Annotated in this window: 13 protein-coding genes; 11 read left to right on the top strand and 2 right to left on the bottom strand. The window is 60.6% G+C overall.

Annotated elements, in window-relative coordinates:
- Positions 1–69: 69 nt before the first annotated feature.
- From LDN85_RS00440 to LDN85_RS00415, 6 genes are all read left to right on the top strand, one after another.
- Positions 70–636, top strand: a complete 567-nt coding sequence (locus LDN85_RS00440; protein WP_223944306.1) for a type 1 glutamine amidotransferase domain-containing protein — start codon at positions 70–72, stop codon at positions 634–636.
- Positions 637–1,055: 419 nt separating this feature from the next.
- Positions 1,056–1,505: a peptidoglycan-binding domain-containing protein gene (locus tag LDN85_RS00435; RefSeq protein WP_217638348.1), complete on the top strand. Its 450-nt coding sequence runs from the start codon at positions 1,056–1,058 to the stop codon at positions 1,503–1,505.
- A gap of 27 nt (positions 1,506–1,532) precedes the next feature.
- On the top strand, positions 1,533–1,913 hold the full coding sequence (locus tag LDN85_RS00430) for a hypothetical protein (RefSeq protein ID WP_155854591.1): 381 nt from the start codon (positions 1,533–1,535) through the stop codon (positions 1,911–1,913).
- A 31-nt stretch (positions 1,914–1,944) separates the two neighbouring features.
- Positions 1,945–2,712: a hypothetical protein gene (locus LDN85_RS00425; RefSeq protein WP_035760789.1), complete on the top strand. Its 768-nt coding sequence runs from the start codon at positions 1,945–1,947 to the stop codon at positions 2,710–2,712.
- A gap of 62 nt (positions 2,713–2,774) precedes the next feature.
- Positions 2,775–3,638 carry a hypothetical protein gene (locus LDN85_RS00420; RefSeq protein ID WP_223944305.1) on the top strand — a complete coding sequence of 288 codons (864 nt, stop codon included), beginning with the start codon at positions 2,775–2,777 and terminating at the stop codon, positions 3,636–3,638.
- 40 nt (positions 3,639–3,678) lie between these two features.
- Complete coding sequence (locus tag LDN85_RS00415) at positions 3,679–4,242, top strand: DUF4253 domain-containing protein (protein ID WP_026540936.1); 564 nt, start codon at positions 3,679–3,681, stop codon at positions 4,240–4,242.
- 365 nt (positions 4,243–4,607) lie between these two features.
- Here LDN85_RS00415 and LDN85_RS00410 read toward each other — a convergent pair whose 3' ends face one another.
- On the bottom strand, positions 4,608–4,898 hold the full coding sequence (locus tag LDN85_RS00410) for a hypothetical protein (RefSeq protein WP_223944304.1): 291 nt from the start codon (positions 4,896–4,898) through the stop codon (positions 4,608–4,610).
- A 116-nt stretch (positions 4,899–5,014) separates the two neighbouring features.
- On the opposite strand from LDN85_RS00410, the gene LDN85_RS00405 reads away from it, so the two are divergent.
- The 4 genes from LDN85_RS00405 (at position 5,015) to LDN85_RS00390 (ending at position 11,247) form a co-directional block, all read left to right on the top strand.
- Entirely contained in the window at positions 5,015–8,614 is a 3,600-nt protein-coding gene (locus LDN85_RS00405) for a putative toxin (protein WP_223944303.1), read from the top strand.
- Positions 8,615–8,644: 30 nt separating this feature from the next.
- Positions 8,645–9,838, top strand: coding sequence for a hypothetical protein (locus tag LDN85_RS00400; protein WP_051421539.1), 1,194 nt, complete (start codon positions 8,645–8,647; stop codon positions 9,836–9,838).
- A 492-nt stretch (positions 9,839–10,330) separates the two neighbouring features.
- A complete protein-coding gene (locus LDN85_RS00395) occupies positions 10,331–10,657 on the top strand; it encodes a hypothetical protein (protein WP_026540940.1) in 327 nt (108 codons plus the stop codon).
- A gap of 38 nt (positions 10,658–10,695) precedes the next feature.
- Positions 10,696–11,247: a dihydrofolate reductase family protein gene (locus LDN85_RS00390; protein WP_026540941.1), complete on the top strand. Its 552-nt coding sequence runs from the start codon at positions 10,696–10,698 to the stop codon at positions 11,245–11,247.
- A 47-nt stretch (positions 11,248–11,294) separates the two neighbouring features.
- Here the strand turns inward: LDN85_RS00390 and LDN85_RS00385 are convergent, their stop codons facing one another.
- On the bottom strand, positions 11,295–12,248 hold the full coding sequence (locus tag LDN85_RS00385; RefSeq protein WP_026540942.1) for a DUF5937 family protein: 954 nt from the start codon (positions 12,246–12,248) through the stop codon (positions 11,295–11,297).
- A gap of 55 nt (positions 12,249–12,303) precedes the next feature.
- On the opposite strand from LDN85_RS00385, the gene LDN85_RS00380 reads away from it, so the two are divergent.
- Positions 12,304–13,563: an MFS transporter gene (locus LDN85_RS00380; protein WP_223944302.1), complete on the top strand. Its 1,260-nt coding sequence runs from the start codon at positions 12,304–12,306 to the stop codon at positions 13,561–13,563.
- Positions 13,564–13,598: the final 35 nt, after the last annotated feature.

Below are 13,598 nucleotides of genomic sequence, written 5' to 3'. Positions count from 1 at the left end.
CAGACAAACAACTCTCACAGTGGCGGCCCACGCTCAAAAAGCACCCCGCCGCGCAATGGAGGAGGAACAATGTCAGAACAGAACATCGCAGGCAAGAAGGTCGCATTCCTGCTGACGGACGGCGTGGAGCAGGTAGAGCTCACCAGCCCATGGCAGGCAGTCAAGGATGCCGGCGGCGAGCCGACTCTCGTAGCTCCCTCCACGGGAAAACTCCAGGGGTTCAACGGCGTGGACAAGGGTGACACCTTCGACGTCGACCTTGCAGTGGCGGATGCCAACGCCTCCGATTTCGACGCCCTGGTTCTCCCCGGAGGCGTCGTGAACGCCGATCACCTCCGCGTCGACAAGGACGCACAAAACTTCACGCGCGCCTTCTTTGAGCAGCACAAGCCGGTGGCCTCGATTTGCCACGGTCCGTGGATCCTCATTGAAGCCGGAGTGATCAAGGGGCGGAATGTCACCTCGTATCACACGCTCCAGACCGACCTGAAGAACGCGGGTGCCAACTGGACCGACGAGGAAGTGGTGGTGGACCAAGGCCTGGTCACCAGCCGCAACCCTGACGATCTTCCCGCCTTCAACAGCAAGGTTGTTGAAGAGATCTCGGAAGGCCAGCACGCCGGCCAGACCGCCTAGCGGTCACCGACCCCCATACGGCAAGTGCCGCCGTCGTACTTTCACAAGAAGTACGACGGCGGCACTTGCCTTTTTCCGTACCTCTCACTGCCCAGCTGGGCTAAGAAGCCCAGGGTCTCCGGCCCACGCACCGCGGATCCCCTGGCTGAGAGGAAGATACCTCGCGACGCAGCTTCCCTATCAACCTGGATGGAACTAATAGTGCAAATTATTTGCTAATTTATGTTCCGCCACTTTCGGCTAGTGACACACTCTGACTGCGCCCGCTTAATGTGGGGGCTTGCTCTTGTTTAATGATGGCGGGTCGGCTAACAATACGAACCTGAGCCCGCACCCAGCGAGGTGCACGGCCAGATTTCAATATTGACTGAGGCTAACCGTCCTGGTGTTGGATATTGGCCTCCAACAAAGGGGGAACGATGAAATTTTCGAAAATTGCCACGCCGAGGAATTCCAGGCGATCCGGAATCATTCTCGCAGTGAGCCTTCTCTTCGGAGCCACGATGCTCTCGGCGGCACCCGCACAGGCAGCCAACGGCGGCTACTGTTCCAAGCAAGTCATCATGTGGGCAGCAGATAACAACTACTACACGGTTCCGGCTGATTCGAACTTCAACATACTCTGCCGCTTGGACCAAGGAGCCAACTCCATCGCCGTGAAGTCCCTCCAAGCAGGTTTGAACGGCGCTTGCGCCGTAAGGGCAGGGCTCGTGGTCGATGGTGCTTTCGGTCCGGCGACACGGTCCGCACTGATCCGGGCTCAACAGAAGTTCGGGGTGACGGCGGACGGTATCTACGGTCCAAACACAGCCAAGGCATTCCGATGGACGTCGGGCAAAGGAAATTGCTACTCACATCCGAACGGGTAACTGATCGATCAGCAGCACTGCCCGTGGGTGCCGACGTCAACAACAATTTTGGCGTCGGCACTCGCGGGAAAACAGCCTAAAATCGGCAAGGATCCGCACCAGGCTGAATGGATGCATGATGAGATCCAACGCATAACGGCTCTAGGCGCCAAAAATATCAGGATCAACCAAAAACAAGTGGATTTTGGCTCTACTAAGGTGCTTGGTAACAACCGTCCAGACCTTCAATTCGACTTGGGTGGGAAACACCACGTGGTGGAACTGGATAGGCCAAAAACGGACTTCAGTGATGACACTGACCGGGGCATGGGTCACTTCCTGCGGATCCTGGCCAACGACCCGTCCTTGGCTAAAGACCAGCTTCGAATACTGCCGGTAGGGGATCCGATTAAAAAGTGGTGGCAGTGAGACTGGTCAACGGAGAGGAACGGAGGAGGCCGTGGTGGTAAGAAGTGTCAGTGATGGTGACGCGCTGGCTGCTGAGCTGTTGCTGGGCAGCCGATGGGCGCCTATCACCAATCGGCTTTCGTTCATCAACCTGCCCCTGGAGGACGCCGCAGGCATTTGGCGTGAGTGGGAGGAGTCCAGGGACTACGAGGGCAAGGAAGGGGTTGTCACATCGGCCCATCATGGTGGGCTTGAGGACCTGCTAGGCGCACTCCTGCCCTTGGGATCGGTGACAAGAGTTCTCTTTTTGGAGACGGCCAATCCCAACTGGACCCTGGCAGTAGAAAATTCCTCCAGGAGTCCGGACCTTCATTCGGTCTTGACCGTCCAATACGGGCAAAAGAGGAAGATCAGGTCCGTTATCGTAACCGAGATCCCCCACACGCTGGAAAAGAAAACTCGTCAAGATCAATACCGAGGCTGCTACGGGGCCCGTAAACTCCAAGTGGTCGGGCCTGGAGGTTTCGCACGCACGGTTGCTGTGATCAACGAGGACAAATGGGTCTTCATCTCCAACGGCGACCCCTTCGACTTCGAGAACACAGCAGCTTATGGCCGGCCGCGAAAGGCGGAGCGTTTCACCCATGAAATGTTGGTGGACTACTGCCGGCACTTGGGACTCGACCCCTTCAATGAAGGCTTCTACGTTCCCAACGGTCGCGCCATTCTCGTGGAAAGCATCGTCAGTTACCCCGTAAAGGAATACACCTTGGCCGAAGCGCGGGCCGGTAACGAGGACCGGGACGTTCCACGAACCTGACTCGACCGGGCACCTCAATCGACCAACTGGACTACGAAACAGCGACGCTCAACGACCGTTCGTTGCTCGCGAAGGATCTGCGAATCGGCAAGCGGAACTACAACTTAGACAGCGCCCGTCCCGCCAGCGTTGGGACGACGGAAACGAGGAACCGATTCATGCAGAAACAGTTGATCCAGGCGGATCAGCTTGCCTCCCAGTTGTTGCTTGGCAGCAAGTGGGCGCCGGTGACGAATACGTTGTCGTTTATCAACGCGCCGCTGGAGGAAGCAGCCAAGGTTTGGCATGAATGGAATCAGTCGAAAGCTCAAAATAAGGACGATGCCTTGATGATCGAGGCCACTGGGACTTTGGAGGAACAGTTCGCCAGGTTGGTGCCGCTGGACAGTGGAGGGAGGCATCTGTTCCTGGAGACCAAGAACCCAGAATGGACCGCTGCTGTGAATAACTCCGTCTCAGGTCCAGACCTTAGCTCGATGCTCTATTTTCGATACTCACAGGCACGGGGCATCCGCTCGGTGACAGTCACGGAGATCCCACACTCTGTGGACAAGAAGAGCTATCCCGAGTACCGAGGAAGATATGGTGTCCGCAAGATCATGGTGATGGGGTCTGAGGAATTCGCTTCCTATGTCAGCTTGGTCAACGATGACAGATGGGTGTTCGACAGGGACGGTACGGCGTTCGCTGATTTTGAGGACAAGGAAGCCTACAAGTCAGTCAGGGCCACCGACCGGTTCACCCACGACATGCTCGTCAGGTACTGCCAGAACCTAGGCCTTGATCCCTTCAACGAAGACTTCTACGTCCCCAACGGACGCGGGATACTTGTGGACTTCAACAATCACTCAAAAAACAAAACCTTCACCCTGGCCGAAGCCCGCGCCGGACGGGAAAACAGGGATATCCCACCTGTCGGACGCTAAACGACGGAGTCCTCGAGCCACGGAAATGACAGGAAGAGACGTGACAACGGTGGACGAGATTCAAAAAATTCTCACCGGACACGGGTTTCCCTCTCCGCTCCAGGCAGTGACCCCGGCCGGTGTGCCGGCGCTGGTCTGGGACCCCGAGCTGGCCGGCGAGGCATCGTGGCAGGTTCAGCGGGAGCTCACAGGGAAACTACCGGGCTGGCATGTCTTCACCTACGGAGCGGAACCCTCAGACCCTGAGGAACTCGCCGAAGCATGGGAAGAACAAGGCCCCGCAGAGGTTCCGGCATACAGCGTCAGTGTAGGGAACCTGGTTGCTGTCCAGGTCGAGAATCCCGGTGACGTCGTCCACGCCCTTGAATGGGAGGGCGCCGACAACCTGGGCACACGGACCGAACTCGCGGCGCTGCTACGCCGCTGGAACCGGCTGGCCGGCGCTGTGCCAGTGCACCTCTCGGACACAGACAACGCCACCCTCGTCCTGGCCGTCCCGGACCTACCTAAAATCCAAGACGAACTGGAACAAGCCTGCGACGAAATCGCCATCATCTCCACTAACCCAGGCAGGACCGCTCTCATCGAACTCTGGTGGGACTAGCACCCAAACCCATGCATAACCGAGATTTGACGCAGACCTCGGGACCCTGGCGTCAAGGGTTCGGGTGCACGAATACGAACGATTCCGTGCACATCCTCCTGAGTTTCCGTGCACATCCTCCGGAGTAAGGTAAGGACATAAATCCACGGCATCGCTCGGACGCGGACACCGTGGCCATCAGGGGCACGGGTGGCTGCGATTGCTGGCCGTCGAGGAAGCCGGCACAGGTCAGAGATGAAGTTGGTCCGCCAAGGAGCGGAAGGGCAAGGCAGCTGCTGAATGAGTGTCCCAGTTCCATGGAAATGGGACACCCTGCGACCTCCGTTCCGGGCCTGCTGCGTAATACTCCACTATTTGCCGTTTTGTTAGCTTTGCAGCACGTTGAGGAGTTCGTCGGGCAGGTAGAGGTTTACGTCTTCGCCGTCTGTTCCGGAGATGGGTTCTACGGTGGTGCCGTTCCACCAGTAGAGCAGTGGGGTCAGCGGGGATGGGTGCTGTGTGTGGACGTTACCTGCAAACATGAGCATTGCGCTGAAGTCGTTGATGCTGGTGGATTCTGTGACCAGGTGCAGGCAGAGCATGTTCGTGGCGGGGATGGTGACCAAGGCCCCGAGCGGGCCTGGTTTGTAGCCGAGCAGCTCCACGAATTTGTCCATGCACGAGATCCAGGACGCTTGATATACGGTTTCGGTTTCGAAGATAAGGAAGGAGCCACCCTCGGCGGTGAATTTGCGAAGCTGCCGAAGCCGCGTTGCTGGGCGGTCCGGATGCCATGAAGAAATTCCGCGACGTGGCCAGCGGCGAAACCTACGCGCCCCAAGACGTCGCCCTACGTCAGGACCTTCGCCTGACGGTGGTTAGGCTCTCCATGATCGGTGGGGAGCACGTCCGAGCCGGTGCCTCGAAGGCTCTCAGCGAGGGTGACGCCGCCATGAACACTTTCGTCACTCAGGGCTGGCGCGCAGCCTGGGTCGGCGACAACCGCACCCAAGTCACGTTCCTGCTCGACTCCGGGACCCCGCATGTCCGGTCTTCTGCGTCCAAGATGCTCGACCACGGCACCGAACAGAACATCCAGGACTTTCTTCTCACTGGCAAGGTCAAGGCACAGGAGCTTGATAATCGGATCGCGACGTACCGACTGATTGATTCAGGTTCGAAAAGCGTCAAACTCGCCGCCCAAGCTGCCCTCGATACCGGTTCCCCCCAGCTCATCGAGGACTTCCTCCGATACGGACAATTCGTCGCCGCCGCCAGGGACATCGAAACAGCCTCCATCCAGCAACTGGTAGATCAGGCCAAGGCAGCCAGTGACATCGCCCGTGGGGAAAAGCTCAAGGCCCAGGAATCCTCCAAACAGGCCGTCGCGGCCTCTTTGGCAGCAAAACAAGCGCTGGAGAAGGCCAAAGCCGAAGCCGCCCAAGGACAACGCAACGCAGAGAAAGCCACGTCGGCAGCCAAACGTGCAGCCAGCCTCGCTGACCAGGCAGCCAACGCAGCAGATATCGCCGTCAGCGCCGCTCAGGAAGCACGCCAGGCGATGCTCGCCGCAGCCAACGCCGCTTCCAACGCCGCGGCGGCAACCTCCCGAGCGAACATCGCCGCATCCAACGCCCTTGTTGCAGCGTCCTCCGCTGCCAGCAACGCCGGCATGGCCTCAGCTGCCCGCACAGCCGCAGAAGTAGCCCGCGACGCGGCAAAGAACGCGCAGTTCGCCAAGGACGCCGCCGACGCATCCCGTGTCGCGATCCAAGAATCCCTGAACGCGGCGAACGCTGCTGGCGGCGCGCAACAAAACGCCATCGACGCCGCTAACCTTGCAGCAGCAGCGGCTGGCGAAGCCGGCGTGTCCGCCGAGGAAGCCGCCAAAGCCCGGGCGGCCGCGGACAGGGCCAAGAATGCGGCTAACCGCGCCGACGCTGCCGTCCGGAAGGTCGCGTCCCTCGCCGCGCAAGCCACCGCTGCAGCCAACGAAGCAAGTGCAGCAGCCGCAGCAGCCATCATCAACGCCAACAACGCCGCCGCAGCGGCAGATCAGGCAGCGGCAGCCGCCGGGCAAGCCGACCTCAATGCTCAGCGGGCCACCACCGCAGCGAATAACGCCATCAGTGCCGCGAACGCCGCCACAGCAGCCGTAACACTCGCCAAAAACACAGCAGCGCAGGCCCGTTCTGTTGATTCCGAACGGCTGGCTACCGAACGCGAATACGGAATCGCCCAAGCTGCGGCGGCAAAAGAGGTCGAAGCGATCCGCCTCAGCACCGAAAAAACATCCAAAGACCAAGCCAAAACCGACGCGGCGACCACCCAGCAGCTCCTGACCCAGCTCACCGCGCCCGGGGCGAATATCGCCTCACTCATGCCAGCGGCCAGGAAGGCAATTCTCGGTCTGGCAAAGATCGGCGGATCCTGGGTCAAAGCTGGTGCCGAAGCAGCTCTGACCGGCGACGACGCCGGCATCGTCGCTTACATCAAAACCGGCCGCCAGGTCGCGCTCGAACAAGACCAGTTCGACGAAGCAATGACCTACGCCTACAAAGCCCCCTTGGCGATCACCATCGCCGCCCAGGAAGCCCTGGATAGTGGCGAGGAAGCCGTTGCTGAATTCGTCACCACCACCCGGTACCAGCTCGAAGCCGGCGAAATGCGCGTCCGAGCCACCTACCTGTTGGACACCGGAGGCCAGCACGTCCGCGCCGCGGCTTCCAACGCACTCGATAGCGCAGACCCTAACGCGGTCAGGATCTTCCTTGAAGAGCAATACCAGGCCCAGAAAGACCTCGATGACCGCATCGCGGCCACCTATGTCCTGGACACCGGCGGCCCCGAAGCACGGGTCGCAGCCGAGGTAGCACTCGAAGGTCCCGTCTCTGCCATGCGGTATTTCATCAAATCCCGCCTTAAAGAGGCCACAGCCCGCGACCTCGAAACAAAATCGCACGTCGCCGCTATCGACGCCAACATCTCCAAGGCAGCCAAGTACGCCTTCCAGGCACAGGCCGACGCGTACGAAGCCGCACGGGTAGCCGCAGTCGCCCGGCAAGCCAGCGCCGATGCCAACAACTACGCCGCCCAGGCAGCAACGTACAAAAACAACGCCGCGGCCTCAGCTGCAACAGCAGTGACCCAAGCCAACCAAGCAAAAGACTCAGCAGCGCAAGCCGAGCAATCACTCGCAACAGCCCGACAAGCTGCCGAACAAGCACGCGCCGACGCCAAAACGGCGCAAGCCCACGCAGCCGACGCAGCAACCTCCGCGAGCAACGCGGCAGCCGCGGCCGCCACGGCAAGCCAAGCAGCTGCCAACGCACAGCAATCAGCCGTCAACGCGGGCAAGGACGCCGAAGCCGCAGCCGCGGCAGCCACAGAAGCAGTCACCATCGCCACCAACCTCCAACGCGAGGAAGACGCCGCCGCCAACATGGCAAAAGCTGCCGCGAACACCACCGGCGACGTCAGCCCGGACGAGCTCGCAGCAGCCGAAGCTGCCGGCGGCCCTGAAGCGGCAGAGGAACTCCGCAAGGCGCACGAAACTCTCGCCGAAGGTGACATTACCGACTTCATCATCAAGGAAGGCGGCCAGCTCCTCCTGGACTTCTTCGGAGTCACCGACATCATCAACTGCTTCACCAAGGGCGACATCGGAGCCTGCGGCATGGCGCTCATCGGCGTACTACCCATCGGCAAACTCTTCAAAGCAGCCGAAGCCATCGCCCTCGTCGGCCGCATCCTCCCCAAAGCAGCAGCCTTCTTCACTCGCCACCAAGACGCCATCAAGGCGATTGAAAAGAACGCCAACAACCCAGCCGTCTGCTCAGTCGGGGGTGCGGGCAGGGTCAGTGCCCTCTCAGGAGCATCTACCCTCGTCGTCACCGCTGGTGTGTATAGAAAGAACCCGACAGGCACCAGCCAGCCCCTCATGCAAAGGGCATCCGCCCACAGTTGCGGCTTCGATAACCTCAACCCCGCCTTCGCAACACCGCCCAAGGGAGCTTCACTCATCGGACGATGGGGCGAACACGCGGTCGAACAGCTACTTGGCGTCAGCCTCTCGGGGAAGACAGGCGTCAAGATCAACGGGATGAGCAGAATGCGATTCCCCGACCACATGGAACAAATCGGTGGGAAACTAACTGGTAATGTCATCGAGGTCAAGAATGTAAAGCAGTTCAGGATGACAAGCCAAATCCGGGACTTCCTTAAGTACGCCGATTACGGTGACGCCACCAAACCAGCCAAGGGCACACTGATCGTCTACACACGTGCAAGCACGAAGGGAACCGGTGATATCGCCGACACTTCAAAGGAGGTGCGGGACCTTATCGCCGCAGGAAAGATCAAGTTCTTACCTTTCCCTGACACGATTCACTAGAAAGTCTCGGAAGGGAAAGGGAAGTTCTTTATGTCCTATGACCTGACGGTCTACTGTCCGGAAACCCCGACTATTGAGCAGGTGCTGCTGCTCGTGGGAAACACCCGTGGCCTGCGTGTCGACTCAGCCAACACCAACGACACCGGTGTGGTGGTGCTACGCGGGGTGAAACGCAGCTACAGCTTCACCGTGGACGGGCCATTCCCGGTAGAAGTCGAAGACATCCCCGTCGAGATCACCGCGGTCCTGCCTGAGGTGACGACGATGTTCCAGGTCCTAGTGGAAGGAACCCAGGAGGCTGAGATCCCCCACGGTGTCCGCTTCGCCCGGAAACTGGCCAAAGCCTGCCACGGGATGGTTCTGGACGAACAAACAGACGAGGTATGGCCCCAGCCCCGAACTGCTAAGGTCGCATCGCAGCCAGAGCAAAAACAGGAGCCCCTCAGTGTCTGGCTTAGCTGGATGCTTTTGGAAGATGACCTGCCGACGGACTTTCTCGAACGCTACCTACAACTAGCACAGGAACTCCTCCCCGAAGCCGTCCCGGTGCGGTTCGGGAACTACGAACCGTACCAGCACTTCGACTCGACAGGTCCCGAAGGGTTCATCACCGAGTACTACAGCAGCAAAGCCAACAAATGGGAAGTCCACTACAAAAATCCCTCACCTATCACTTTCGGGAAAATTGACGGTCCGGAGCGCGCCTGGGGTATTCCGTTCACCCGAATCACCCTGGTCGTGGACGGGCCGAACCTCGCCGATGACGCACTCAGGAGCGCACTCCGACGCTTTTTCCTCGCCGTAGCTACCGAGCTCGGCGCGGTCTATGCCTCCGCCGAAGTGGAACGCGGCCAATACATGCCGCGCCGTCCATTCTTTCGGCTTCCGCCAGATCAATGGGTAGGCTTCCCGCCCTACCCCCTCTGGTGGGTATGGGCCGGACCCCGGCTCGCACCCGAAATTGGTCATTTTCTTGGTCCAACTGCCGAAGAGCACAACGGGGGGGTGTTCCGTGCTTTCAGCGACGAGCCACTGGACCGCGACGCACTTGCGGACGTTCTCGGTCCCGAAAACTTACCGTGGATCCCGGCCGAATACTCCGCAACCTACACCGACCATCAAGTGGCACCCCTCGCAGTCGCGTCTGTTATCCCTGAAGTCCTCCGCAACCGCGAACCCCTAGACCTCCCCCCAGGCATCTACAACCCACCGAGGAAAGCCTAAAAACCGCTCCCAACCCCACCACCCAGCATCGCCTACGGATGGTGGGGTCCGTACAACGGCCTGAGAGTGTCCCAGTTCCTTGGAACTGGGACACCCACGTTGGGACGGTCCCACCAGGCTGTTTTTGGCCGTAGCAGCACCCCCCGCCGCGAAGTACCCGTTAGGCGGACTTAAAGAGCGTCCACTCCCGGGCATCTTGCAGACGGCTTCAGGGCACTCATCAAGGCACTTTTGAGCACTGGTGCATTGCCGATTGAGCATCCACGTAACATTTCAGTCCCGTATGTTGTCCCAAAACTTCTCTCACAAACAACAGTCACAAAGACAACTTCCGGGACAGTTGGGTATGGGCTCACCATCCAAGCATGGGTACACAGTGACCGACGCCGACGATCTTCAGCCACGGCTGCCGCCCCCGCCGCCCACCGCCATAATGTTGCGCAGGTCACACATGCCACATACGCTGGGGGACGCTGCAGCGTGGCAGCAAGGATGAAAGGCAGTACATTGGCCAGCGAGAAGCTCTCCGTTGTTGTTCGGGTCGACGTTGACGGCGAACAAATTCAGATCGCCGCGACCGGTCGTGTGACCACTTTGAGCCTGCAGGGCCTTTACCCCGTGGTTCAGCGCACCAAGAGCCTGGGCGGCGGCTTGGGAGTCGAGATGGACCTGTCCCAAGCCACCATTGATGAAGACGCGTTGCGCCAACTCCACGTCTACTCCGAAATTCATGAGGTCCCCGTGCGACTGAACCCGCACCACAACAACGTGACCGCCCTGCCATCCCGTGCACTCCAGACGGCCGGCCGCGCCGCCTGACGTCGCCACTCAAACCCGCCACACAACAGGAGAAACTGATGCGTAAAGTTACCGCCGGGCTGTTCCATTCTGTTGACGGGGTGGTCCAGGACCCCTTCAAGTTCCAGTTCGACAGCTTCGATGAGGACCTGGGCAAGGGACTGAGCAAGATGATCACCACCGTGGACACAGTGGTCCTGGGCCGCGTCAGCTACCAGGAATGGGCTGGATACTGGCCCAACGCTTCGCAGGATGATGATTTTGCTGCCTTCATCAATCCGGTGGAGAAGTTCGTCGCGTCGCGCACCCTCACAGAACCGTTGGAGTGGGAAAACTCGCACCTTATTGAAGGCGACGTGCAGCAGTTTGTCACCGACCTGAAGAGCCGCGACGGAGGCGAAATTGCCGTCTGCGGCAGTATTTCACTGGTTCGCCAACTCTTTTTCGCAGGCGTCCTCGACGAACTCACCCTCATGACCCACCCAGTGGTGGCTGGCAGCGGGCGGCGCATCTTCGATGAAGGCGACCCCCTCCACCGCCTCACGTTGGAGGATCAGTACGCCACCAGCAAGGGCAACGTGGTCAGTACGTACAGCCTGCGCAAGGATTGAAGGCACGACGCCGACACTCGCCTCCCGCCGTCAGCCCGCCTCGGCGGTCACCCCAGCAGCAACGCCGCGCCCAGCTCGCTCCTGAAGTAGAGCACGCTGCGGCCGTAGCGGGTGGAGGTCACGAGCCCGGCGTCCCGAAGCACCCTGAGGTGCTGGTTTACAGCAGATGTTGAGACGCCAAAACGCAGCCCCAGCTCTGTGGACGATGCCGGTGCAGCCAAGGCCGTGAGCAGGCTTGTCCGGACCTCACCCAACACGGCCACTATGGCGGCTGGGTTCGTCACACGCTCCGCTTCCCACATGGCGCCTTGCCCACGCACCGGGTACATCAGCATGGGTGGATCGCCGTGGTTTACGGGTGCAGACGCCCTGCGGGTGAACATCGTGGGAACCAGCGTCAGCCCCAGGCCCTCGGTCTTCTCGGTCCTCGATGCCGGGTTCTTCAGCCTCACGGAGATCACCCGGCCATCGAATTCCACAGCACCGGACAAGTCGTTGAGCATGGTGAACAGCCCGCCCTGTGCAATCTGCCGGCCGCGGTAGACGATGTCCGCTTCCAGGATGGTGCGCATGCGCAGCCAGTGCGGCGCGAAACAGGTGTCCCAGAATTCCCTGAGGATACGGACCAGGCGACCGACCGCCGGGCCGACAGGTCCGGAAAAGATGGCCGGAACGGTACCGTGCACCCTGATTAAGTCTCCATGAAACTGCTCCGCAGAAATCTGCTCCAAAACCGTGAACTCGTCATCGATCCGAGTAAGTGGGGACTGAGGGCGGGGGTTCAGGAAGTCCGGCGTCCAGAGCCGATCATCAACCAGGGCAAGCAGTCCATCGAGGTCCAACCGGGACCGGGCCTCTTCAGTCCTGCGCAACCAAGGCAACTGAAGCGGATAGTGGCTGGGGTCGCGGATGGCCCTCAGGGAAAGCCCGAGTTCGCACAAAGGTGAGATGCCAAAACGCACACCACCCAGGTCTGCCTCCGACAACTCGTACTTCAACATGAAGCAATACGCTACATCAATACCGCGCGCCGTCCGTGGGTGACAGAACTATGGGGTGACCAAATCCTCCGCAACCGCTGCCCCAGCCGCAGAGCACAGCCTCCGCATGGCGCTCTCTGACCCCACCCTCAGGATCCTCGCTTCTGCCATCCTCGTCGCAACAGTAGGACGCGGCATCTTCCTCACGTTGACGGTTCTATATTTCAGCCGTTTCGCTGGGCTGAGCGCCGTGGAAATCGCCGTGATCCTCTCGGTTTCCAGCGGCGTGGGAGTCGCGACGTCCTATATCGGCGGCCGGCTCGCTGACCGCTTTTCCGCCCGTCGACTCCTGGTGGGCATGGTCGCCATTGAAGGTCTCGCGATCGCGACCTATACGTTCGCTGCGAACTTCAGCACCGCCGTCGTGATTGCCTGTATCGCGGTGGGCGTGAACCGGGGTGCGAACGCCACGCGTTCGGCGATCATTGCCCGGGCCTTCGAGGGTCCGAACCGTGTGAACGCCCGCGCGGTCCTCCGCACAGTAACGAATCTTGGTATCGCACTGGGAGGCATGATCGCCGGACTCGCGCTGCTGGCTGGAACTGCCGAAGCCTTCCGGGCAATGATGATCGGCGCCGGCGTGGTCTACCTCCTCAGCGCGCTGCACCTGCGCCGCCTCCCCACCCGCGTGGACGCACCGCGCCATGACCCGGCCAGCCCGCTTCCGCAGCGACGCGTCTCCCCCTTTCGGGACCGCCGCTATCTGGTCCTGACAGTCCTGTCCGGTATCTTTGGCATGCAGTTCGGCCTTGCCGAAATGGGCGTGCCGCTGTGGATTTCGCAGGACACCAGCGCGCCGGATGTCCTGATATCCGTCATTCTGGTCATCAACACGCTGTGTGTCGTTCTCCTGCAAGTCCCGCTCTCCCGCGGCACGCACGACCCACGGCGCGCAGGAAAGATCGTCATGACGGGCGGCGTGCTCATGGCCCTGGCTTGCGTGCTCTACGCGACGGCGGGAGGAGTCCCGGTGGTGGCGGCCGTGTCCCTCCTGTGCGGCGCCGCGCTCCTGCACTCGTTTGCGGAGATTCTGTCGCAGGCGGGTGCGTGGGGACTGAGTTTTGAGCTCGCCGACCCGCTCCAGGCAGGGGCTTACCAAGGAATGTTCGGTATGGGATCTGCCCTCGGAGCCATGCTCGCACCGCTCGTGGTGACCGCCACCGTCGTCGAACATGGAGCGTTGGGTTGGGGCATCCTGGGTGCCGTCTTCCTTGGGTCTGCGGCAGGAGTCACGCTGATCGCGCGGAAAGCATCGACGACGCCGGCACTCGCCTGAGGGCGGTTGGCCAGCAAGAGGTGCCTCCCGCCGAA

It is taken from the genome of Arthrobacter sp. StoSoilB20, assembly GCF_019977295.1.
Classification (GTDB): Bacteria; Actinomycetota; Actinomycetes; order Actinomycetales; family Micrococcaceae; genus Arthrobacter; species Arthrobacter nicotinovorans_A.
The sequence above is the reverse complement of the archived record's forward strand: the minus strand, read 5'-3'. Positions and strand labels throughout refer to the sequence as shown.

What these genes read in the sequence shown, in the direction of transcription:
- LDN85_RS00440 (WP_223944306.1), top strand. Translation starts at nt 70, where the DNA reads ATGTCAGAACAGAACATCGCAGGCAAGAAGGTCGCATTCCTGCTGACG.
- LDN85_RS00435 (WP_217638348.1), top strand. Translation starts at nt 1,056, where the DNA reads ATGAAATTTTCGAAAATTGCCACGCCGAGGAATTCCAGGCGATCCGGA.
- LDN85_RS00410 (WP_223944304.1), bottom strand. Translation starts at nt 4,898, where the DNA reads ATGGACAAATTCGTGGAGCTGCTCGGCTACAAACCAGGCCCGCTCGGG.
- LDN85_RS00405 (WP_223944303.1), top strand. Translation starts at nt 5,015, where the DNA reads ATGAAGAAATTCCGCGACGTGGCCAGCGGCGAAACCTACGCGCCCCAA.
- LDN85_RS00400 (WP_051421539.1), top strand. Translation starts at nt 8,645, where the DNA reads ATGTCCTATGACCTGACGGTCTACTGTCCGGAAACCCCGACTATTGAG.
- LDN85_RS00395 (WP_026540940.1), top strand. Translation starts at nt 10,331, where the DNA reads ATGAAAGGCAGTACATTGGCCAGCGAGAAGCTCTCCGTTGTTGTTCGG.
- LDN85_RS00390 (WP_026540941.1), top strand. Translation starts at nt 10,696, where the DNA reads ATGCGTAAAGTTACCGCCGGGCTGTTCCATTCTGTTGACGGGGTGGTC.
- LDN85_RS00385 (WP_026540942.1), bottom strand. Translation starts at nt 12,248, where the DNA reads ATGTTGAAGTACGAGTTGTCGGAGGCAGACCTGGGTGGTGTGCGTTTT.